At 37.3% G+C, this 24,091-nt stretch carries 20 protein-coding genes; 1 reads left to right on the top strand and 19 read right to left on the bottom strand.

The window, feature by feature from the left end:
- Window positions 1-5 precede the first annotated feature (5 nt).
- The 8 genes from ftsY to FD20_RS02395 form a co-directional block, all read right to left on the bottom strand.
- Window positions 6-1,013: a signal recognition particle-docking protein FtsY gene (gene ftsY / locus FD20_RS02430; RefSeq protein ID WP_057735996.1), complete on the bottom strand. Its 1,008-nt coding sequence runs from the start codon at window positions 1,011-1,013 to the stop codon at window positions 6-8.
- Window positions 1,014-1,066: 53 nt separating this feature from the next.
- A complete protein-coding gene (gene smc / locus FD20_RS02425; RefSeq protein WP_057735995.1) occupies window positions 1,067-4,612 on the bottom strand; it encodes a chromosome segregation protein SMC in 3,546 nt (1,181 codons plus the stop codon).
- A gap of 33 nt (window positions 4,613-4,645) precedes the next feature.
- Window positions 4,646-5,341 (bottom strand): ribonuclease III, encoded by a 696-nt coding sequence (rnc, locus tag FD20_RS02420; RefSeq protein WP_057735994.1) that lies wholly within the window; start codon window positions 5,339-5,341, stop codon window positions 4,646-4,648.
- 224 nt (window positions 5,342-5,565) lie between these two features.
- Window positions 5,566-5,808, bottom strand: coding sequence for an acyl carrier protein (acpP, locus tag FD20_RS02415; protein WP_057735993.1), 243 nt, complete (start codon window positions 5,806-5,808; stop codon window positions 5,566-5,568).
- A gap of 33 nt (window positions 5,809-5,841) precedes the next feature.
- The gene (gene plsX, locus FD20_RS02410; RefSeq protein ID WP_338040483.1) at window positions 5,842-6,873 is read right to left on the bottom strand and encodes a phosphate acyltransferase PlsX; all 1,032 of its coding nucleotides are present in this window, start codon (window positions 6,871-6,873) and stop codon (window positions 5,842-5,844) included.
- Window positions 6,874-6,883: 10 nt separating this feature from the next.
- Entirely contained in the window at window positions 6,884-8,923 is a 2,040-nt protein-coding gene (recG, locus tag FD20_RS02405; protein WP_057735992.1) for an ATP-dependent DNA helicase RecG, read from the bottom strand.
- Between the two features lie 97 nt (window positions 8,924-9,020).
- On the bottom strand, window positions 9,021-10,712 hold the full coding sequence (locus FD20_RS02400; protein WP_057735991.1) for a DAK2 domain-containing protein: 1,692 nt from the start codon (window positions 10,710-10,712) through the stop codon (window positions 9,021-9,023).
- A gap of 44 nt (window positions 10,713-10,756) precedes the next feature.
- Window positions 10,757-11,119 carry an Asp23/Gls24 family envelope stress response protein gene (locus FD20_RS02395; RefSeq protein ID WP_057735990.1) on the bottom strand — a complete coding sequence of 121 codons (363 nt, stop codon included), beginning with the start codon at window positions 11,117-11,119 and terminating at the stop codon, window positions 10,757-10,759.
- Window positions 11,120-11,363: 244 nt separating this feature from the next.
- Here FD20_RS02395 and rpmB point away from each other — a divergent pair, with 244 nt between their 5' ends.
- Complete coding sequence (rpmB, locus tag FD20_RS02390; RefSeq protein WP_057735989.1) at window positions 11,364-11,549, top strand: 50S ribosomal protein L28; 186 nt, start codon at window positions 11,364-11,366, stop codon at window positions 11,547-11,549.
- Between the two features lie 372 nt (window positions 11,550-11,921).
- On the opposite strand, the gene FD20_RS02385 is transcribed toward rpmB, so the two are convergent.
- The 11 genes from FD20_RS02385 to gmk all read right to left on the bottom strand — a co-directional run bounded on the left by FD20_RS02385 (window position 11,922) and on the right by gmk (window position 24,002).
- Window positions 11,922-12,578 (bottom strand): thiamine diphosphokinase, encoded by a 657-nt coding sequence (locus tag FD20_RS02385; RefSeq protein WP_057735988.1) that lies wholly within the window; start codon window positions 12,576-12,578, stop codon window positions 11,922-11,924.
- Window positions 12,571-13,227 (bottom strand): ribulose-phosphate 3-epimerase, encoded by a 657-nt coding sequence (gene rpe / locus FD20_RS02380; RefSeq protein WP_057735987.1) that lies wholly within the window; start codon window positions 13,225-13,227, stop codon window positions 12,571-12,573. The genes FD20_RS02385 and rpe overlap by 8 nt, the downstream gene beginning before the upstream one ends.
- An 11-nt stretch (window positions 13,228-13,238) precedes the next feature.
- Window positions 13,239-14,114 carry a ribosome small subunit-dependent GTPase A gene (gene rsgA, locus FD20_RS02375; protein WP_057735986.1) on the bottom strand — a complete coding sequence of 292 codons (876 nt, stop codon included), beginning with the start codon at window positions 14,112-14,114 and terminating at the stop codon, window positions 13,239-13,241.
- Between the two features lie 90 nt (window positions 14,115-14,204).
- Window positions 14,205-16,202, bottom strand: coding sequence for a Stk1 family PASTA domain-containing Ser/Thr kinase (gene pknB, locus FD20_RS02370; RefSeq protein ID WP_057735985.1), 1,998 nt, complete (start codon window positions 16,200-16,202; stop codon window positions 14,205-14,207).
- On the bottom strand, window positions 16,199-16,951 hold the full coding sequence (locus tag FD20_RS02365) for a Stp1/IreP family PP2C-type Ser/Thr phosphatase (RefSeq protein WP_057735984.1): 753 nt from the start codon (window positions 16,949-16,951) through the stop codon (window positions 16,199-16,201). The genes pknB and FD20_RS02365 overlap by 4 nt, the downstream gene beginning before the upstream one ends.
- Window positions 16,952-16,968: 17 nt before the next feature.
- Window positions 16,969-18,312, bottom strand: a complete 1,344-nt coding sequence (gene rsmB / locus FD20_RS02360; RefSeq protein ID WP_057735983.1) for a 16S rRNA (cytosine(967)-C(5))-methyltransferase RsmB — start codon at window positions 18,310-18,312, stop codon at window positions 16,969-16,971.
- Window positions 18,302-19,258 (bottom strand): methionyl-tRNA formyltransferase, encoded by a 957-nt coding sequence (gene fmt / locus FD20_RS02355; protein WP_057735982.1) that lies wholly within the window; start codon window positions 19,256-19,258, stop codon window positions 18,302-18,304. Before fmt ends, rsmB begins: the two co-directional genes overlap by 11 nt.
- Window positions 19,259-19,280: 22 nt before the next feature.
- Entirely contained in the window at window positions 19,281-21,698 is a 2,418-nt protein-coding gene (gene priA / locus FD20_RS02350; RefSeq protein WP_083489013.1) for a primosomal protein N', read from the bottom strand.
- Window positions 21,699-21,714: 16 nt separating this feature from the next.
- Window positions 21,715-22,902, bottom strand: a complete 1,188-nt coding sequence (gene coaBC, locus FD20_RS02345; RefSeq protein ID WP_057735980.1) for a bifunctional phosphopantothenoylcysteine decarboxylase/phosphopantothenate--cysteine ligase CoaBC — start codon at window positions 22,900-22,902, stop codon at window positions 21,715-21,717.
- 270 nt (window positions 22,903-23,172) lie between these two features.
- Window positions 23,173-23,385 carry a DNA-directed RNA polymerase subunit omega gene (rpoZ, locus tag FD20_RS02340; protein ID WP_057735979.1) on the bottom strand — a complete coding sequence of 71 codons (213 nt, stop codon included), beginning with the start codon at window positions 23,383-23,385 and terminating at the stop codon, window positions 23,173-23,175.
- Window positions 23,382-24,002: a guanylate kinase gene (gene gmk / locus FD20_RS02335; protein ID WP_057735978.1), complete on the bottom strand. Its 621-nt coding sequence runs from the start codon at window positions 24,000-24,002 to the stop codon at window positions 23,382-23,384. Before gmk ends, rpoZ begins: the two co-directional genes overlap by 4 nt.
- Between the last annotated feature and the right edge of the window lie 89 nt (window positions 24,003-24,091).

Here is a 24,091-nt window from a genome sequence, read left to right as displayed (position 1 = left end):
ATTGATCAATCTTCCTTTTTTTCATCAAGTAGTCCTTCAAATAAACCTAAGACAAACTCTTCAGGTTTAAAATCACGCAGGTCATCCATTTGTTCACCCAGACCAACCAATTTGACTGGTAAATGCAATTCGTTACGGATGGCTAACACAATCCCCCCACGAGCTGTTCCATCCAGCTTTGTTAAAACTATTCCAGTGACCTGTGTCACATCTCTAAACTGTTTAGCTTGTGTCAATGCATTTTGTCCTGTCGTCGCATCAAGGGTCAAAAGAATCTCTTGGGGTGCATCTGGAATTTCACGTGTAATAATACGCGATATTTTAGCTAATTCATTCATTAAATTTACTTTGTTCTGTAACCGACCAGCTGTATCAACAAGTAAGACATCATAACTGTCTTCCTTAGCTTTTTTTATTGCATCAAACACTACAGAAGCTGGATCACTTTTCTCAGGTCCTCGAACAACTGTAACATCAACACGTCGACCCCACTCAACAAGCTGCTCTGTCGCACCTGCGCGAAAAGTATCACCGGCAGCTAGCATCACTTTTTTGCCTTCTTGCCTGTATCGATGCGCTAATTTACCTATTGTGGTCGTTTTTCCAACTCCATTAACACCAACAAAAAGAAATACCGTTAATCCTTTTTCAGAAAAATGAAGCTCTTTATCTTCATTTTCACCCTCTACTTCATATAAGTTGACCAGCTTCTCAATAATTGTTTGTGAAACCTCAGATTTTGATTTTACGTTTTTTAATTTAACTTCTTGCTTTAGTTCATCGCTGATTTTAACAGCTGTATCGAATCCAACATCAGCTTCGATCAAGGTCTCCTCTAGATCATCAAAAAAATCTTCGTCAACCGTTCTAAAGTTTGCAAAAAGCTCATTAAGTTTTTCACCAAAAGTCTTACGAGATTTTTCAAGTCCTTTATTATACTTTTCCGAATCTTCACTCTGCTGCTCTTTTTTTTCACCATTAAAAGCACGTTTTAATTTATCAAAAAAGCCCATCTTTGGTCCTCCTTAAAGTAAGTTGTTCTATGACTTGTTTTGAGCATGTATTACTAAACATTCTCTAAAGATACTGAAACTGTGTTCGAAACACCAGATTCTTGCATTGTAATACCATAAAGAACATCAGAATGTTCCATCGTTCCCTTACGATGTGTGATAACAATAAATTGTGTCTGCTCATGAAAATTGTGTAAATAACGAGAATAACGTTCAACATTGGCATCGTCCAAAGCAGCTTCAGCTTCGTCAAGAATCGCAAAGGGAACAGGTTTTACCCTTAAAATCGCAAATAAAAGTGTTATTGCAGTCAGAGCCCGTTCACCACCTGAGAGCAATGAAAGTTGTTGCAAGCTTTTTCCTTGCGGCTGAGCCATTATTTCAATTCCTGTTGTTAATAAATCATCGGGAACTGTTAATTTTAGGGTTGCTCTGCCTCCACCAAAAATCTGCGGAAAAATATGACTAAATTCAGCTGCAACTTCTTTAAATGTCTTATCAAATCGTTTTTTAACTTCATTATCTAATTCAAACATACTCTTTTGTAACTGTTCTTTTGCAAGCATTAAATCTTCCTGTTGCGTCGATAAGAATTCATAACGTTTATTTACACGTTCATATTCGTCAATTGAACCAAGATTGACGTTCCCTAACTCAGATATACCCAATTTAAGTAACTTTAACTTATGCTGTACTTGCTCTAAGTTTCCATCAACATCCCCAACTGCAGCCTTTTCATAGGTTAAATGATAGTTGTCAGATAGTGCAGATAAACTATGGTCTAATAACGTATTCAAGCGGCTCAATTTTACACTCTGTCTTCTCTTTTCATCAAAAACAACTTCTTGCAGTTCATTTAAGCGTTCCAAATCACTTTCAGCTGTCACCGCTTGTTTATGCATTTCTTCCCTCTGCCGCTGTTTCTTTTCAAGTTCATGCTTTGCACTATCACGTTCTACTGCATAAGCTTCAACCTTAGAAATAATATCAGAACTTTTTAATTGTCGAATTGATTGTTCTTTTTTTATTTCAGACAACATCTTTTGAGCTTTAGCATTTAACTGTTGCAATTGCTCTATCTGTGTATCGATTTCATCCAGTTGCACCTCTTTAGCATGCGCTCTTTCCTTAATAACGGCATACTTTTGCTGGGCTTCACGCAAATACGCTTCATTCTGCTTATGCAGCTGTGTAAGATCAGTTAAGCCCTTTTTTTGCTCATCGTAATCTTGACGCATTTTTTTTAGCTCTTGTGAAACCTTATCCAAATCTTTTTTTAGAGTATTTTGATCTGTTGTAAAATTTTGACTCTCAAACTTTGAATTTTCAAATTCAGTTTGATGCAATTCGAGTTGCTCTTTTTGATACTTTAAATCATTCTGTATAATCGTTAGTTCGTTTTTTAAACTCTGAAATTGTTTTTGCTTTTCTTTTATTTCCTTATTCTCAGTTATCAGTAATGCTTCATTATCTTCTCTTTGTTTTTGCAGATTTGCACCTTTGACTTCTAACGTGGACATTTTTTCTTGCATCGTTGCAATATTTTCCGCTAGCTGAGTCACTCTTTGTTTTTGTTCAAGCAGTCCCGTACGCTGTTGTTTCGAGCTGCCTCCTGTCATTGACCCGCCAAGATTGATAATATTACCAGCTAGTGTAACAATCCTTACACTGTGACCTAATGCACGCTGAACTTGAATAGCATCATCCATTTTCTCAACAATAACTGTTATTCCTAAAAGATAATCCAAAATTGGCAAGTCTTCCTCATTATTGCATTTAACTATTTGACTAGCTATTCCTATGACACCTGCAATACTTGTTAAGGTTTTTCTTTGTGAAGCGCCTATGAAATGACGTCGAACCGTAGTACGCGGCAGAAAAGTTACTCGTCCTAATTTGTTTTTAGTCAAAAAAGAAATTGCCCTTTTAGCAGCTTGCTCATCAGTCACCACCACGTTTTGCAGTTGTCCTCCTAAGACGGTTTCGATTGCATGTGCAAATTCAGCAGGTACATCGAATATCTCTACCACAGGGCCAACAATTCCACTAAGCCGATCACGCGCTTTCAAAACTTCTTTAACGCCTAGATAGTAGCCGGCATAGTTTGCAGTAATGTTTTTCAGACTTTCATACTGTGCTCGAGCCTTCTGAAGTATTTCAAGTGCTTTATACCATTGCTGTTTTTGTATATCAATTTTTTTTCTATCTTCATCTAACTGATCTTGGTGCTGCTCTATCTTTTTGCTAACATTCGAAATATCATCTTGAAGTTGCTTAAGATCAGTATTTGTCTTTCGATAGTTATCCTCTAATTTCGAAATTTTTTGCTGAATTATCGTAATTTTTTGATTAACGAGCTTCTTAGTTGATGTTCGCTTTTTTTCTTCTTTTTCTAAATAAACAGTTTTATTTCTGAGCGTTGTTTGTACTTGCATCTTTTCGATAATTGTCGCTCGTAGATCTTCAATGCTTTTCTCAAATTCTGTTTCATCAGCTGTCGTCTTTTTAGTCAAATCTGCAATTTTCATTTGCCAAAGCTTCAAATTTTTCTTAATGTCTTCAATTTCAGTTATCAATTCATTTTTTTTATTTTTAATTGAAGCTAAGGTTGCTTGGTTCTCAGCTTTTTGCTGTACAAGTTCTTTATACCTAGTTTCCTGAAAATGATGCTCTTGTTGAGACATATTTTTTTGACCGCTAAGCCGTTCACTTTCTTTAGTTATCTCAACTAATTTCCCCTGAATTTGGTCTATTTTTTTATTTAAATGCTGTTCTTGTGTGTGCAGATTATTAACTACTCGTTGCTGCTTTTGAACTTTAGTTTTCCTCATATTGATTTCTTCATTAAGCTTTTCTAGTTCATTTTCTGACTTTGAACAGTCACTCTTGCTGCTTTTAATCTCCAGCACTAAACGGTTAATATCATAGCGATCAAATTCCTTTTTCTGGGCAAGATAGTCCCTAGCTATACTGCTTTGTTCTTTCAGAGGCTCTCGCTGTTTTTTAAGCTCAGCTATAATATCAGCTACTCGCTCCAAATGATCTTTTGTTTCAGCTAATTCGAATTCAGCTTTTTGTTTTTCTTTTTTGTATTTTGAAACACCTGCAACTTCCTCAATAATCAATCGTCTTTCTTGTGGTTTACTATTAAAAATAGTTTCTACACGGCCTTGAGAGATAATCGAAAAAGATTCACGTCCCAAACCAGTGTCCATGAATAAATTAACTACATCTTTCAGACGTACCTGCTGCCCGTTAATCAAAAATTCACTATTTCCATCACGATAAATCTTGCGTCCAATAGTTACTTCATCACTTTGCATGTTCAAATAATGATCATGATTATCAAAGGTAATTAAAACTTCGGCCCTGTTCAATGCAGCTCTATCGTTCGAACCTGCAAAAATAACATCGGGCATCTTCTCCCCGCGCAAACTTTTGACTGATTGTTCTCCTAAAGCCCAACGAATAGCTTCAATAATGTTACTCTTTCCACTACCATTAGGTCCGACGATTGCTGTCATTCCAGGTTGAAAAACAATTTCAGTTCTATCTGCAAAGGACTTAAAGCCATTAATGACTAGCGACTTGAGTTTCATAAAACGACACTCCTTCTTACACTAAAATGATAGTCATCTGCCACTGAACTTTTTCAAAGCATCGTTTGCCGCCGCCTGTTCTGCAGCTTTTTTGGAATGCCCCATGCCTGTACCAATTGTTTTACCACCAACACTCACAGCCATTGTATACTGCTTATCGTGTTCTGGTCCCTTATCCATAACTTCACTATATTCAATGTTTACATTACCGTTTTTTTGCAAATACTCCTGCAATTCTGTTTTATGATCCAAAAGATGATCAAACCATCCCATATCCAACTTGGGAAATACAACACGCGCAATAAACTTGTCAACTGCTTTTTTCCCTTGATCCTGGTAAAGTGCACCTATAAAAGATTCAAAAATATCGCAAAGAAGAGATGGTCGCTGACGTGCATCTGCCTTTTCTTCCCCTTTTCCAAGACGAATATATTCATCAAAATTACATTCTTTGGCAAATTTACTGAAACTATCTTCACATACCATCGCCGCACGCAAGCGTGACAACTTTCCTTCTGGAAGCATCGGATAACGTACAAAAAGATATTCTGAGACGCAAAGTTGCATTACTGCATCGCCTAAAAATTCAATGCGTTCATAGTATTTCAGATGTTCTTTAGGGTGTTCATTTGCATATGAAGCATGCGTAAACGCCTCGTCTAATAAATACTGGTTCTTAAAATCAATTTCAAAATCCTTCTTTAATTTTTCTGCTAGTCCGATTATCACTTTTTCTTCTCCTTTAACTTATTTCAGTATTTATATTATACCCTTTCACAGGCTATGAAACAAAGTTTCCTCCAACTGAAAGTATTCATAATACAGTGACTTTTACTAATATGCATTTTCTAAAATAAAGCTTGCTTCTTGAATTCAATACTAAAAAAAGCTGGGACAAAAAATATCTGTCCTAGCTTATATCACCATTCTTTACTCCTGCTTTACAACCAGCTTTATGCCTGACGTTTTTCAATATATTTAACGACATCACCAACGGTTAGAAGCTTTTCAGCGTCTTCATCAGGGATTTCTGCACCAAAAGTATCTTCAAGCTCAAGAACAAATTCAACTATATCAATCGAATCAGCATCTAAATCAGATGAAAAAGTAAGTTCTGGGGTGATCTTACTTTGGTCCAATTCGAAACGATCATGGATAATCTTAGCAATCTTATTAAAAATTTCTTTCTCAGTCATTTTTTCCTCCAAAAATTTTCATTATACAATAAGCTATTTTTCTATTTTAGCAGAAATACGCTGCTGACTAAAATAATCTACGAAGTCGGGAATCATTTTTCCTTCGATCATTGTATGAATTTGTTTCAGTGTATAGTAAACTGCCAGTTCATCACTAGAACCATGCGCTTTAACCACTGGAGCTTTGACACCTAAGAGAACAGCCCCGCCGTATTGAGACTGATTCATTTTCTCCTTCAGTTCCATTAAACTGGATTTCAAAAGCAAAGCACTTATCTTCCCTTTGACACCACTATTTAAAAACATAGCTTTCATAAGATGCATAATGGAGGAAGCCGTTCCTTCAATCGCTTTTAAAACTGCATTGCCTGTGAATCCATCAGCAACAACGACATCTGCGACATTATTTAAGATCGAGCTTGATTCAACATTGCCCACAAAATTAATATTAGGATCATCACTTAATAATTTATAAGCTTCCTGAGTCACTTTGCTGCCCTTGTGCGGTTCAGTTCCATTGTTTAGCAGACCTATTCTTGGATTATTAATTTTTCTGACTTTTTGCGCATAATATTTACCTAAAATAGCATATTGATATAAATGCTCCGGCTTGTTTTCTGCATTAGCACCACTGTCAAGAAGATTAAACCCACCATCATTAGATTCCCCGATTACTGGCAACGTCGAGAGTAATCCGGGACGCGAAATTCCCTTTATTCTCCCTACAATCAACAAGCCAGCTGCTAAAAGTGCCCCTGTGTTTCCGCAAGAAAAAATAGCGTCTGCTTCATGCTCTTTAACTGCCTTTGCTGCCAAAACCATTGAAGAGTTTTTCTTTTGTCTAATGGCTTTTACTGGTTCATCATTCATTACAATCATCTCATTCGTATGTACAATTGTAATTCTTGTTTCATTCTTCAAAAATTTACGAATCTCATCTTCGATCCCAAAAAGTAAAAAATCAATGTCCTTAAACTCATCACGTGCGCGTTCCACACCAGCAACTATTGATTGTGGAGCATTGTCCCCACCCATAGCATCAACCGCAATTTTCAAATCAATCATCCTCTCTTAATCAGTCAAAACTGATCCCCTTATCTAACTCATGACGCAAGTAATTAATTAATCCTTTGTTAGTACTTTTATGCGTAAACTCTGGGTCATTTATAATTTGGGCTGCCTCTTGCTGTGCAGCTTGTAAAATACGCAGATCCGTCACTGGATCGCCAACCTTGAAATCAGGGACACCAGATTGCTTATTGCCTAAAATATCTCCTTGTCCTCGCAATTCAAGATCCTTTTGCGCAATTATAAAACCATCGTTTGTTTCAGACATCACTTTCATTCTCGCGACCCCATACTCATTTTTAGGATCCGCTATCAGAAAACAATACGATTGCTTTTTCCCTCGGCCGACTCGACCACGTAACTGATGTAATTGTGCCAACCCAAAGCGATCAGCATCCAAAATCAGCATCATGGTTGCATTAGGAATGTCCACTCCAACCTCAATCACAGTCGTTGATACAAGAATGTCAAACTTCTTATTTTTAAAAGCTGCCATTACTTCATTTTTTTCTGAGCCTTTCATTCGACCGTGCAGCAATCCTACGTGATACTCAGGTTCCAGCTGCTTTTTTAATTTAGCAAAAATTTCCTCAGCATTTTTCAAGTCCATCATCTCTGACTCTTCAATCAAGGGACTAATCACATATGCCTGTGCTCCAAAGCTAAGTTGCTTTTTTAAAAAAATAATGGCCTCACCTAATTGTTTTTCTCTCAACCAAACAGTTTCAATGGGCAAGCGTCCCTTAGGTAGTTCAGTAATAGTAGAAACGTCCATCTCACCATACATCGTAATAGCTAATGTACGTGGAATTGGAGTTGCCGTCATGGCCAAAACGTCCGGCATAATTCCCTTTTTTTTGAATTTTTGCCTTTGATTAACTCCGAAGCGATGCTGCTCATCCGTAATGACTAATCCTAAATTTTTAAAAACAACATCATTTTGGATTAAAGCATGGGTACCGACAACAATGTCAATTTGACCATCCTTCAAATGTTTCAATAATTCTCTTCTTATTTTTACTCTGCTAGCCGTTGATCCAGTCAGTAAGGCAACATTCACATTAAACTTTGCGAATAAATGATCTAGCTTTTCCGCATGCTGTTGTGCAAGAATTTCCGTTGGCACCATCAAGGCCGCTTGAAACCCAGCGGTAACTGCTGCATATAAAGCAATCGCTGCCACAACCGTTTTACCAGAGCCAACATCACCTTGAAGCAGACGATTCATATGAACAGTATGATGCAAATCGCTGCAGATTTCATTCACAACTTTTTTTTGCGCAGCAGTCAGCTCAAAAGGCAACGTTGCAATAAACATTTTTACTTGGTCATTATCATAGGAAATTTTTATGCCATGTTTCTTATGTTGAATTTTTTTGATAAATTGCATTTTCACCTGAAAGCAGAAAAACTCATCGAATACCGCAGACCGTCGAGCCAAACTCGCTGCCTGCTGATTTTCAGGAAAATGCATGTCGTGAATCATTGTTTTTCGCGGCAATAATTTGAACTTGCGACGTGTTTCTTCTGGAATAATCTCTGTAAGAACATCCCCGTAAAGCTCATAGGCTTGTTTAACAAGCTTTTTAACAGTTGCCTGCTGCACATCCTTTGATGAGCGATAAACGCCGGCTATATCATTAGCACCTGCATTAAATAATATTTTCATCCCTGCTAAACGTTGGTGTCTTCCATCCCATTTGCCATAAATAGCCATTTCCTTACCCGTTTCAACTTTTTGTGCTAAATAAGGCTGGTTGAAAAAAGTTACCATGATTACATCATGCTCGACCAATAGTCGAAAATTAAGGCGACTTTTCTTTCGACCAAATCGCGTAAGAACAGCCTCAGATGCCACAGTCCCCTTTAAAGTGACCTTTTCTTGGTCCGTTATATCGCTTAATCTTCTAACCGCAAAATCATCATAACGAAAGGGATACTCCAACAACAAGTTACCTACAGTATTTATTCCTAGTTTATTCAAAGCAACCGCACTTTTAGGTCCAACACCCTTTAGCACGGAAACAGGATCAGCAAGGCTCTTCAAGTCATCAGCACCTCCTAGGCATTAAACAAATAGCTTATAAATACCAAAAGTCTGACTGATTCTACTCGAATCAACCAGACTGTACAAGTATTAATCATTACTCTACCGAAATTAAATATGGATATACCGGTTGATCGCCTTCGTGAATCTCAACTTCAAGATCTTCATCTATCTCAAGTACAGCTGTCTTGATTTCCTCAGCTTCCTGCTTTGTACCGTCTTGACCATAAATAATTGTCACAATTTCTTTATCATCGTCCACCATTTCTTTTAACATCTTAATAGCTGTTTCTTTTCTGTCAGAATCTATAACTTTGATCTTGCCGTCAACAATCCCTATATAATCATCTTTTTTAATATTTTTACCGTCAATAGTCGTATCACGAACCGAAATAGTAATTTGACCTGAAACAACTGATGTCAAATCACCTGTCATATTTTTTTTGTTCTCTTCGATCGAAGCTTCAGGATCAAAAGCCAGCATTGCTGTCATTCCTTGCGCGATGGTTTTACTTTTAATGACCGCGACGGGTACATCTGCAACCTCGGCTGCTTGCTGCGCAGCTAAAAAGATGTTTTTGTTATTGGGTAAAAGAATAATTTTCTTTGTCCCTGTTTGTTTAATTGCATCTATAATATCCTGTGTACTTGGATTCATTGTCTGACCGCCATTCAAAATATGTGTAACACCTAGTCCTTTAAAAAGCCGACCAATACCGTTTCCAGCTGCAATCGCTACAATACCGTAGCCATTAGTACTTGTCTCTGTTTCTGATTCTTGTAAAGCTTCTTCTTGATCATGTTCCAAAATTGTTTCATGTTGAAGTCTCATATTATCAACTTTAACTTTTATCAAAGATCCAAAATGTTGCCCATATGCTAATACTTTGCCTGGATGTTCAGTATGAACATGAACTTTAATGACTTCATCATCAGCTACTACTAACAAAGAATCTCCAAATTCATTTAAATATTCCCTGAATTCATCATAATCAAATTTACGGTCGACCAAACGCCCTGCACCCAATCGGATCATAATTTCAGTACAATAGCCGTAATGGATATCTGCTGTATTTAATTGACTCTGAACACTTTTATGATGAGCAGCATTAACCATCTCATCCATTTCTACGACATTCGGTTGATGCATTTCCTCAGTCTCTGCGTCCTTATTGCCGCTGAGTGCATCAAAAAAGCCTTCATAGACAAAAGTTAACCCTTGACCCCCTGAATCGACAACACCGACTTCTTTCAAAACTGGCAATAAGTCTGGCGTTTCAGCCAAAGCTGTCTTTGAAGCTTCATATGCAGCTTCCATAACCTCAACAGTATTATCTGTTTCTGCAGCCTTCTTATTAGCAGCACTTGCGGCTTTACGCGATACGGTAAGTATCGTTCCCTCTGTCGGCTTCATAACAGCTTTATAAGCATACTCGACTCCACTCGTTAAGGCATCCGCTAAATCTTTCGCAGTCAAAGCCTTTTTCTTTTCCGTACTTTTATAAAAGCCTCGGAAAATCTGCGATAATATAACGCCAGAATTGCCTCTTGCTCCCATTAACAACCCCTTCGCAAGGCTCGCTGTTAGATCACCGACTTGAGAAGAGGATGATTCACCTACATATTTCGCGCCGCTAGCAAATGAAAGACTCATATTTGTTCCTGTATCTCCATCAGGTACAGGAAAAACATTTAATGAATTAATAAATTCAGCATTTTTATTTAACTTTTTTGAGCCTATCAGAACCATCTTTCTAAATTCTGACTCGGTAATTTCAGTGACTTTCAAATTCTGTCTTCCTCCTTGGTAATCCATTTATCTATAACGCTCGACTAATCTTCAATTACACGCACACCTTGTACGAAGACATTAACAGAATTAGCAGTTACACCTAACATGGATTCCAAGTTATATTTAACTTTGTCTTGAACATTGCGACATACTTCAGATATTTTTGTTCCGTAACCTACTATAATGTAAACATCTACTGCCACTTCAGCATCTTCTTGACGAACAACTACGCCTTTTGAATAATTATCACGTTTTAAAATTTCATTCAAATTGTCTTTAATCTGATTTTTGCTAGCCATACCGACTATCCCAAAAATTTCAGTTGCTGCTCCACCAACAACTGTGGCAATTACATCATTACTGATGTCAATATTTCCGAATTGCGTTTTTATTTTTACAGCCATAAAATACAGCCTCCTTAATTTTTCACACAATCATTAACGATATTTTATCATAAAGCACTAGTCAATACCATGTCAATAAATTGGTGTTTCAAAATGACATATCCTTAATTTAATAACTTATATCTCTGCCAAGCTATTTTACTTTACAGAAAAATCTTGCATTCACGAACTATCTATGATAACTTTATCTAGTAAGTAAGCAGGAGTCTGCTTCGAAATCCTAGCAACAAGGGAGGAACGAATAATGGCAAAAGATTTTATTACAGGTCAAAAAACGACATTCGGTAAAAAACGTTCGCATGCGTTAAACCAATCAAATCGTAGCTGGAAACCAAATCTGCAAAAAGTTAGAATCTTAGTTGATGGTAAACCAAAAAAGGTTTGGATTTCTGCACGCACATTGAAATCTGGTAAAGTTACACGTGTTTAACCAAACTTGGGCTCGTTAATGGCGAGTCTTTTTTTATACTCTAAATCATCGTCTTTTACAAAACGTAACATTCTTGAAACGGGAGAACTAAAATCTAAAGGGAAGTGTGCAATAAGCCGGTAAATTTGAGTACTAAAAAGAAATTACGAATATAACCTATTCTTTGCTATGAGTAATTCAAAGTTAGATGGAAAATTTTAACTTATGAAACACTTTCACGGGATCAATAAAGGGGCTGGTTCAAAAGTTTAATTTTGAGCCAGTCCCTTCGTCCTTCGTTTTAAATTAGTTAACACATAATATTTATAATGTTATTTCAGACTGACAAGAGCAGCTTTACAGGATAGATGACACTCAATCAATATTTTAAATTCAATCTTTACTTTGAATCACACAAACTACGCCTGCTTTAAAACTAAATTCAGCGGTTTTACCCTCAAATTCATTACTAGCTAGAGAAATAGGAGCCGAAAAATCCCGTTGGTTCAACCGATACTTTTCATCCTTAAGTGTTAATTTCTTAACTGCAGTTAAAGGAACAAATGCTAGGTACTTTTTATCTACTTCTTTTTTTATTCGATATGTCCCTGGTTTAAAAAAACTAACCGTGTTGTATCTATCATATAGATTTATGTCTTGCAGATGTTCATAAAAAGGTGGACGCAAAACAAAAAAAAGATTCGCCAGCAAATGATCTAATCTTCCACCGGTTGCCCCAAATATTTTAATTTTACAAGACCCGTACCGTTCAATAATTTTTTTTAACGCAAGTTCTGTATCTGTGTCATCTTTTTCTGGCTTAGCAGTTATCACTTCGGGAACAGCATCCTTTATCAATTGTTTTTCTGCTGATGTAGAGGAATCGAAATCCCCAATAACCAATTCCGGCCTGATTCCATTTTTTACAAGATGAAGTGCCCCTCGGTCTGCACCGATCCATATACTTTCTCTCTGTTCGCTTTCAAACAAATCTTCAGGCCACTCGGAAGTTGGGCCCCCAACCATTAGACTCACATTCAAATTATTCATCTCTTATCAGATCCTTAAGAAGCGAGACCCTTTTACTTGGATTTTCGCTATTGAATACATAAGATCCAGCAACGGCTACTGTCGCGCCTGCTATAGCGCATTGTTTTATTGTTTGGTCGTTTATTCCACCATCAACTTCAATTTCTAGATCTAGCCCCTGATCCTTTTTTAATTGAGCTATTTTTTTAATTTTGTTAATCATTTCAGGGATGAACCTTTGTCCGCCAAATCCCGGATCAACAGTCATTATCAATACAGCATCAACAAACGGTAACAATTCTTGAATTGAACTCAAGGGTGTTCCAGGATTAACTACTACCTCAGCCTTGCATCCATTTTCCCTGATCATTGCCAGTGCTCGATGAATATGAGGAGTCGCTTCAACATGTACACCAATCACATCAGCGCCTGCTATTGCAAATTGTTGAATATATTTTTCTGGCTGTTCAACCATCAAATGACAATCCAATACCATATCTGTCATCGGTCGAATAGCTTTAACAGCAGCCGCCCCGAATGACAAATTAGGTACAAAATGACCATCCATAACATCAATGTGCAAATATTCCGCACCGGCTCGATCAACAACACCGATATCTTTTTGCAAATCTAAAAAATTAGCACTCAAAATCGAAGGAGCAATTTTCATTTTCCCACACCTCATTTTTTATATTTAGGCTTTTGCCGTTTTAATTCATTTTGAAACTGAAGATAGTTATCATATCTGCTTTTTAAGATTTCACCTTTTTGTACCATATCCTTAATTACACATTGTGGTTCATTTAAATGAAGGCAGCCACGAAATCTGCAATTTTGCTGTTTTTCCGCAAAATCAACAAAAAGCAGTGGCAATTGTTCTTTGGTAACATCTAACAATTCAAAAGATGAAAAACCAGGCGTATCAGCAATCAAGTTCCCCTCAATTGGCAGTAATGCTGTTTTTCGTGTAGTATGCCGACCGCGACTGAGTGCTTTAGAAACTTCCCCTGTCTCAAGCTTTAAATGCGGTGCCAATACATTAAGAAATGTCGACTTTCCGGCACCGGTCTGTCCCATAACAACTACAACATCATCCTTTAACTCCGCCAAAATTTCTCTAGGGGTATCACTTTGCGAATAAAAACATTGATAAAACTTTTGATAGTAAGAAATTATTGTGCTCATTTCTTTATACTCAGCAGCAGTGAGCAAATCCCGCTTTGAAAAATAAAGAATTGGTTTGATATTATTTTTTTCCAACATCACAAGTTGTCGGTCTAGCAGGTTACTTGAAAATGAGGGCTCTTTACACGCTGTCACAACTATCGCTGCATCAATATTAGCAACTGGCGGACGTATCATTAAATTATTGCGTGGATATATTTTTAAAATATACCCCTCTTCAGGTTTTTTTGCTTTAAACTCAACCCAGTCTCCAACCAGTGGTGTCTGCCCTTTCTTCCTAAAATTTCCCCGGGCACGTGTTCGATACTCCACGCCCCCAACCTCAATATCGTAATATCCACTAAGTGATTGTCTAATTCGTCCTTTTACCAAATTTCTAACCTGCCCCCTTGATTCCCTAAAAACCGTACTTCCGTTTATTAAAAAAATTTTAAGTCTATACTGCTTCCACAAATTGTAGACTTAATTTCCACTATGGGTAATATTATCACGCTCTGCAATAACATTACCATCCCGAACTATTTTATATTTACCCGATGAACCATTGTTCAACACAAACGGCAATGTTACGTTAGTATCCTTCGCTATTGTGAGTGTTTCATAAACATCATCAAACTGATGATCTTTATCTTGAAGATAAATCTCAATTTTATTTGTTTTATTCTCATCAGAACCTGATTCTTGAGCAGAACCATCATACGGAATTGCCACACTGACGTTAAAAGAATTTAATTTACTACTTGAAGATGAATCTTGACTTGAACTGCTGGAAGAGCTGGTTTGTGTTTCTTCTGCAAGTGTGATTTCCAATGTTTGCCCACTTTGAACAACTGTCCCCGCAGTCGGATACTGAGAAACAGTTAAACCAGAGCTATCGGTACTTGAACTTGCAGATTCATTTCTGACTTTGAGGGTCAAGCCAAGTTCATCCGCATAATCTTGAGCGCTTTTTTTAGTATAACCTGTAAGATCACGCAGAATCATCTCTTTCGCTCCAGAACTAACTGTAAAGGTTACTGTTGTATCATCCCAAATAACTTTTCTTTTTTTTGAAATACTTTGTCCTAAAATTTCTCCCTTAGCCGCTGTGTTAGAATATGTTTTTTCCTTCAAAACAGTTACACCTTTGGCTTCTAGTTTATTTTTAACTGTCGTATATGATTGCCCTTTATAATCACCAAATTTAAATTTCTCCTGACCTTCTGAAAGAACAAGCGCAACTTTAGAATTCTGCCGCACGTTAGTCCCTTCTCTAGGCTGACTTGCAACTATTTGACCATAGTAATACTTGCTACTATAGCGATGCTTGACACTACCAACTTTCAATTTCAAATCCTTTAAGGTACTCTTCGCCTCAACCTCTGTCATACCACGCAAATCAGGGATTTCAACATTTTTAGGAAGCATTAGGCCAACCGCTGTCGCCGTTGACAGCAAAATAAAAATTAGAAAACTTATTCCAAAAATGAGCCACTTTTTCTTCCGACTCCATTTTGTCTTTTTTTCTTTTTTAGTATTATCGGCATTATCTTCTGGAACTTTTCTATTACTTTTTAAATCTTTTTCTCTTAATGGAGTCAGTATCTTAGTCTCTTCATCGTTATTTCTTTCAGGCAGCCATTTTTTTTCACTCGACCGTACTAGTGACAACGCTGTACTTAAATCATTAGCCATCTCATTAACAGAGGCATACCGATCTGTCAGCCCTTTAGCTGTCGCATGCAAGACAACATTTTCAAGGGCCTGCGGTATATGCTCATCAAAATCCCGAACTGAAGGCATTTCATTTTGAAAATGTTTAAGTGCTATCGAGACCGCCGTTTCGCCTTGGTAAGGAACCCTGCCTGTTAACATTTCAAAGAGGATAATTCCCAATGAATAAATATCCGACTGTTTAGTAATTGCACTTCCGCGTGCCTGTTCTGGTGAAAGATAATGCACAGAGCCCATCAAAGTATTTGTTTGTGTTAATGAATATTCGGATGTAACAAGTGCAATTCCAAAATCAGTAATTTTAACTTGACCGTTAACATTAATGAGAATATTTTGCGGTTTTAAATCACGATGAATAATATCATGTGCATGTGCTTCCCCGACCGCCGAAAGAATTTGTTCCATAATACTTATAATGCGCTCATACTTAAACGGAAAATTTTTAGCAATATAACTTTTGAGATCCATTCCCTGCACATATTCCATCACAAGGTATTGCATTCCGTTCTCTTCACCAACATCATAAATGCTAACAATGTTTGGATGTGCAAGCTCAGTAAGTGAGATTGCTTCACGCTTAAACCGTCGAACTGCTCCTGGATCATCACGCAAGTCTAATCTCAGTAATTTAACAGCTACTTCACGCTTTAAAATTAGATCATATGCGAGATATACGTTTGCCATTCCGCCCTCGCCAAGGGTATTTTTGATTTTATAACGACCATTCAAAATATATCCCGTTTTCATTCTTTTTTCACCTCGGTCTCATTGTTTGACTGGGCAATTAAAAGCGTTATATTGTCATTCCCCCCCGCTTCATTGGCAAACCTGATCAAAAGGCGACATTTTTCCTGTAAATTCATCTGTTTCCGCAAAACCTCTGCAATTTTTTCATCTTCTACCATATTGGTCAAACCGTCAGAACAAAGTAAAAGTATATCATCATTCTCTAGCTCTAATATTTTTTCATCCAAATTAGCTTTATCAGAAACTCCCAAAGTTCGTGTAATTATATTTTTTTGTGGGTGATGTTTAGCCTCTTCAGAACTGATTTGACCTCTTTTAACCAACTCATTTACAAATGAATGATCCTCGGTCAATTGTGTGAGTTCGCCTTTGCGATACAAATACCCCCTGCTGTCCCCGATATTTGCTAACAAATATTCATCTCCAAAGAACATAGCACAGACTAAGGTAGTTCCCATCCCATTCAAATCTTCATATTGCTGGGCTCGTTCCAAAATCATTTGATTTTCCTTGCTAACCTCGAGAGTCAGCCACTCTTTTCCTTTGTCTGGTTCATCAAAACTTGTTGTTTCAAAATGGTATCCTAAGTGTGAAACGGCCATTTCTGAAGCAACATCTCCGCCTTTATGTCCTCCTAAGCCATCTGCAACAACCGCAAACTTAATTCCCACTTTATTCTGAAACAATCCTACATAATCTTCATTTTTAGTTCGTATGTGCCCTATATCGCTTTCATAAGCAAATTCCATTGACCTACCACCTCAATCTACTGTAGCTTCGTTAATGTTGCAATAAAAAAGCCGTCTGAACCGTAATCATCTGGATAAATAGATAACGTTTTTGTGTCTCTGTCGTGCTTTATATCATTGATTGTCATTGTTTTGCCACATGCAAATTCAGTGTGTTCTTTTAAAAATTTTTGGATAACATCTTGGTTTTCTTCATCCATTATCGAGCATGTACTGTACGTTATTTTTCCTCCATTTTTCACTAAGCCGGCAACTTTATTTAAAATTCCTAACTGTACTTGTTGCAGGTTCATTAAATCCTCTTTTTTCTTCTGATATCTGATTTCAGGTTTGCGCCTCATCAACCCCAGACCTGAACAAGGTGCATCCACCAGTATCTTATCAAACATTTGCGGAGCAAATAGATTCGCAGCTTTTCGCGCATCCATTTCCAATGCCGCAACTTTATTTGCTGAACCACATCTGTGTGCATTATCCATAATCAATTTGACCTTATGCTTATGTATGTCTAATGCTACTACTAATCCATTAACTAATTTATCAGCAATATGTGTCGTTTTTCCTCCTGGAGCTGCACAAGCATCCAAAACAACATCTTGTGGTTGAACATCCATTGATTCAACCACAAGCGTTGCGCTTTCATCCTGAATTACAAGATCCCCTCTTTTGTAGCTTCTGCTTTCAGGAACAAAACCTTTTGTAACAATTAAACTGGACGGGCTTACTAAGCTCTCTTCAAATTCCAGCTTTTCTTCTTTCAAATCAGCTAGGATTTTTTCTTTGGAACTAATTGACGTATTAACTCGCACTGCTTGATGCGGATGCTTATTAATTGAATCCAAAATACTTTTCGCCTTGGCTACACCATTTTGTTCAAATAATTTCTTGACTAGCCATTCAGGAACACTAACTTCTAATGAAATTTTTTTGACATTATTAGAAACTTGCTTCAAATCACGGACTCCGTTACGCAAAACCGCATGCAGAACGCCAGTCGTAAATTTACGAATTCCATCATGTCCCTTATACTTTGCAATTTCAATTGATTCATTCAAAATAGCATGATTAGGAATCTTATCGAGAAACTGCATTTGATAAAGTGCACTTAATAATAATTGTTTGACCCAAGGAATAATTTTTTTCTCTTTTTTTATAAACGGTTCAAGCCAATATTCAAGGGTAAGTCGATGCTGCAAAACACCATATGTTATATTAGTTAGCAGATTAGCATCCCTTTTCGTTAGTGAATTTTTCTTAATTGCTTGATCCAATGCAATATTGGAGTAAGCACCTTCCTGCTCAATTTTTGTTAGCAATTCAACCGCTAAAAAACGAACAGAAGCTTGAATCCTATTTGTCATTTTCAATCACCTTTTGTCCAAGTTGGATATTCTGGCCTACACCATTCAAATAATCAGTTACTTTCATCCGGGGTTTTCCCGCTGGCTGTATAACATCAACTTGATAAACAGTTCCTTCAGCAGCGGCAATTTTTAGTTGATGCTTGTCAACTGCTACAACGCACCCAGCTTCCAACGCAGTTTTTTCTTCAAGTGGTGTAATCTGCCACAACTTAGTCCTTTTTCCGTTGAACATTTTAAAATACGCACCAGGTGCTGGCCTTAGTGCTCTGATTTTCCAATCTAATTCCTGAGCTTTTTGATTTAAATGAAGTTCTTCTTGCTCAGGTGTTATGATAGGCGAAAAGGTCACATCCGCATCATTTTGCGGTTTTGCCTGTATTTTATCAGCTATTAAGTTAGGGATTGTTTTCAGAAGTAAATCCCGTCCAAGAATGCTCATTTTTTCAAAAATAGTTCCTGTGTCATCGGTTTTCGTTATTGGCAATTCTGCCTGCGCCAACATATCCCCAGCATCCATTTTCTTTATCATAAAAATAATTGTTACACCTGTTTTTTTCTCACCATTCATAATAGCATACTGGACAGGTGCTCCGCCGCGATATTTAGGCAGCAGTGACCCATGAACATTTATTGCACCAACTTTGGCTGCTTCAATCAATTTATTTGGCAAAAATTGACCAAATGCAGCTGTCACTATCAAATCAGGTGCAAGGGCAACTACTTGTTCTAGCTCTGTACTACCAGCTATTTTTTCTGGCTGTAAAACTTTGATTTTATTTTCCAAAGCCACTTGTTTAACTGGTGATGCCGTCAACTTATGCTTTCTTCCTGTATAGCGATCTGGCTGTGTGACGACAGCCTTAATGTGATAATTGCTTTTGATTAAACCTTTCAGAATTACTGCTGCAAATTCGGGTGTTCCCATAAATACAACTGATGTCATTTTATATTCCCCATTCTTTTTATTAGACGAAACTCAGTGGTTCCCTATCAATCATTATTTTAATCCCATTTCGTTCATCTTTTTGACTCTTATGCAACACATCATCTAAATATGCAAACATTTCATTCTCGCGCTTATATTTCACTATTATTTGATAAAAATATCTGTTGTTGATTCTGGCAACAGCTTGTGGCGTAGGCCCCAAAATCACAGCTTTTGAACTGAGATGCTTTTTTATTTCACCATAAATTTGATACATTTTCTTGGCAGCCTGCCCTTCATCACGTGAACTAGCAGTGATTTGAACCGTGTAATAATAAGGTGGGTATACACCTTGATGTCGAATTGACATTTCTTTTCTGAAGAAAAATTCGTAGTTTTGCTCTTTTGCCAAGCGAATAGCATAATGATCAGGATTATATGTTTGGATAATCACTTCACCTTTTTTGTCCGCTCGTCCTGCCCTTCCGCTAACTTGCGTTAACAGTTGAAATGTTTTTTCACTTGCACGAAAATCGGCCATTCCTAGAGCTGTATCAGCATTTAAAACACCCACAAGTGTAACATTGGGATAATCTAAACCTTTGGCAATCATCTGAGTTCCTAACAAAATATCAGCTTCATGCCGTCCAAATTTGTTCAGAATTTGCGTATGTGCACCCTTTCGGCGAGTCGTATCAACGTCCATTCTTAAAATTCGTGCTTTATTAAATATTTTTTGCAGTTCAGCCTCTACCTGCTGAGTACCTGTTCCATAATATCTGATTCTCTTACCATTACAACTAGGACAAACATGCGGTATCGGCTCCTCATGGCCGCAGTAATGGCATTTCATAGAATGAGTATCCATATGCAAGGTCAACGAGATATCACAATTGGGACATTTTAAAACAAAACCGCAGTCACGACACATCATAAAAGAGGAATATCCCCGTCGATTCAGCATTAAAATAATTTGTTCATTGCGCTGAAGTGTTTGCTGAATACTTGCAATCATTGTTTTTGAAAAAATCATATTATTAGAAAAATGTGCTTCTTGCCGCATATCAATGACTGTAACTTGTGGAAGAGGCTGCTTATTAATACGTGTATCCATATGCAGCCAACGATATACTCCCTTTTGAGCCCGCGCCCTTGACTCTAACGAAGGAGTAGCGCTACCTAACAGCACAGGGCAATGATGATATACTGCCCGCCATTTAGCCACGTCTCGTGCATGATAACGTGGCATATTGTCCTGCTTGTAACTTGTCTCATGTTCTTCATCTATAATAATAATTCCAATATTTTTCAATGGTGCAAAAATTGCTGAACGTGCTCCAACGACAACCTGGGCCTCATTTTTCTCTATTCGTCGCCACTCATCAAATCTTTCCCCATTTGATAGACCACTATGAAGCAATGCTACTTTTTTGCCAAAACGCGACGTTACACGTTCAACCATTTGTGGAGTCAATGCTATTTCTGGAACAAGCATCAAAGCCGTCTTCTTATTCATTAATACATTAGCTATAACCTGAAGATATACCTCAGTTTTTCCACTTCCAGTAACTCCTTGCAAAAGAAATACCGTCGCATTTTCGTTTTTTGCCTCTTTAACTACCGCTTCAACGGCATGATTTTGCTGAAAAGTAAGTTTTTTTGGCACAGTCCGTTTAACAGCGAGATGTTCTCTTGGATCTCGATATTGTTCAATTTTTTTACGGACTAACCATCCTTTTTTTTCGGCAGTTTGAAATACACCGGAAGCCAAACCAGTTTCTTTTTCCACCTGAAGCTGAGATATCATTTTTTGAGAATGGGATTCCAAGAAATTTAACAACCTTTTTAAATTATCTGCATTCGCTCTCAACGCTGCTCTTTCTCTTTCGATCCCTGCACTCGTTAAGACTGATTTTATCACATTTACTTTTTTCACTCGTGCCCTATCTTTAACCAAATAACGAATTTCAACTTTATTCTGTTGACGTGCTTTAATCAGCTGACCCAATATTTTAGTTGGGATTTTTTGTTCATCAAAATCTTTTTCATTCTCTCCTGAAAAAAAAGTTTTTACATCTCCATTTACGTCTTTTGATAATAAAACCAGTTTTTTTTGATACTGCGCCCGCATTGCGCTAGGAAGCATTGCCTGCATGCAGCTTATTCGAAAAGAAAAAGTATCTCTCGCCATCCATTCAGCCATCTTCAAACATTCTTCATTCAATACAGGAGCTAAATCGATAACTGAAATAATTTTTTTCAACTCACCTTGATACTTTGCATTATCAAAAATCCGAACGACAAACCCTTGAATCAGACGATTGCCTTTTCCAAAAGGAACAACAACTCGCATTCCAACGGTGATTCGATCTTTTAAATGTTCATCCACTTTGTACGTGAAAGGTTTATCTGTTTGCATAGTCGGTACGTCTACAATTATTTCTGCATACTGTGTAATGTTAAACGACCTTCTTTCAAAAATCCATTATGCAATCAAACACTCTTTGCGCTATCTTTTTCTTGTCATTTTTACCGATTAAAAGTGGTTCATGACCCGGACGTAGAAAAAGCACTTCATTTTGATCGCTTCCAAAGCCTATGTCTCTGCGTGAAACATCATTTGCAATTAATAAGTCTAAATTTTTTTCTTGCATTTTCCGTGCAGCATTCTCTCTGAGATTTTGTGTTTCAGCCGCAAAACCAACTAGTATCTGCTTTTTCTTTTTCCGACCTAAATCTTTTAAAATATCAACATTTTTAATTAATTTCATTTCCAGTGTGTCACTCTTCTTTTTTATCTTTTGAGTTGCAGGTTTTTCAACCCGATAATCAGAGACAGCTGCAGCCATAACTACGATGTCAATCTGTTCAAAACAGCGATTAACTTCTCTTGCCATTTCGGAAGTTGTGTTAATTGGTATAAACTTAACTTTGGGAACTTTTGGAAGATCAGTTGGTCCGGAAATTAACGTTACTTCTGCTCCTCTTTCTACAGCTTCTTGAGCTAATGCATAACCCATTTTGCCCGTCGAATGGTTTGTGATATATCTTACTGGATCAATTGCTTCAACTGTTTTACCAGCTGTGATAAGAACTCTTTTCCCTCTCATATCGTCCAGTACCGCATGTTTACTTTTTTGATTTATCCATTCTAAAATAACTGTTGTTGCAGGTAAACGTCCTTTTCCTTCATAGCCCTCTGCCAAAAAACCAACATCCGGCTCCAGCACGTTGATACCATCTGCTTTTAAACACTTAATGTTCCGAACAGTAGCTTCATTGTTAAGCATTTTTTCATTCATGGCTGGAATAACAAACTTAGGGCAATTCGAGGCTAACAACGCACTTGTAACAAAATCATCTGCCAATCCATGAGCCATTTTAGCGATAACATTAGCTGTTGCAGGAATAATAACTGCCTCATCGGACCAATCAGCTATTTCAATATGTGGCACAATTTCATCGTAAGCTAACATATCATCGGTATAAACACGATTTCTGCTCAGTGTTTTTAACGTCATCGGTGTAATAAAATCAGTTGCAGCCTTAGTCATTGCAACTTTAACTTGCGCACCTTCCTTAACTAAAGCCCTCACAAAATAAGCTGCTTTATAAGCTGCTATTCCTCCTGTTATATACACCGCTACGTGTTTATTTTTCACGTTGTTTCCCCCTTTAAGATCGTCCTCTTCATTGTATCAATTTTAAATTTCTTTTTTAAGACTTTCATCTGTAAAATTACCCTTTACTACAAAAATGCATGAATAAACATTGAAAAACAAGTTCCCAGATAGCAAAAATAAGAGAATCATGACAAATCACACCAATGCCCACTGTACTGAAATAAATAGCATTCAGTACACAACACACATGTCGATTTTATCTCGATTCTCTTATCTGCTGCAATTAAGCTTTAACTCGCCTGTCTAAAATCACACTTTTTCACGTTCATCAGGATCAATAATTAAATCACCACTTACAACTTCCTCCAACGCCTTACCAACGTTTTTTACTGACTTATATTCACTCAACATTGGCAAAGCACCGGCATCAAGTTCATGCGCTCTTTTGCTAGCCAACATAATCAGTGAATAACGTGAATCAACCTTTTCTAACAAGTCATCAACAGATGGATATAAAATCATTTTAAAACATCTCCTAGTTGTTTTTTATAGTCTGGTAAAAAGCGTTTTACGCGCCAGCGCTCTGCGCGAATAATTGTTTTGATCTTCTCGACAGCAGCTGGAACTTCATCATTAACAACGGCGTAATCATAATTCTGCATCATCTCAATTTCATCGACCGCTTTTTCCATGCGTTTATCGATCGTTGCCAGATCATCTGTTCCTCTTTCAATAATCCGATGGCGTAATTCCATTAAATCCGGCGGTGTTAAGAAGATGAATAGGCCATCGGGAGACTTTTCCCTAACTTGCATGGCACCGTTGACCTCGATTTCCAGAAAAACATCTTTCCCACTGTCAAGCATTTCATTAACATATTTTAATGGTGTACCATAATAATTGTCAACATATCGTGCGTATTCCAACATACCACCTGAGGAAATTTCATTTTCAAACTGCTCCTTTGAAACAAAAAAGTAATCGCGGCCATTAACTTCACCAGGCCTCATAGCCCTCGTAGTCATCGAAATAGAATAATGAAACTTATTGCCATCTTGCTCAAAAATAGCTTTTCTCACCGTTCCCTTTCCTACTCCCGAAGGACCAGATAGTACAATCAGCATTCCCCTTTTAGACATGTCTTTAATTTCCCCTCTAAAATAATGTATTAATTTTATAATGTGCTATTTTACACTTTTTTTCAAGCATATCTTAGCAAATTTCAATT

It is taken from the genome of Liquorilactobacillus uvarum DSM 19971 (genome assembly GCF_001434935.1).
Classification (GTDB): Bacteria; Bacillota; Bacilli; order Lactobacillales; family Lactobacillaceae; genus Liquorilactobacillus; species Liquorilactobacillus uvarum.
Note: the sequence above shows the minus strand (reverse complement) of the source record. Positions and strands in the feature narration are given on the sequence as shown.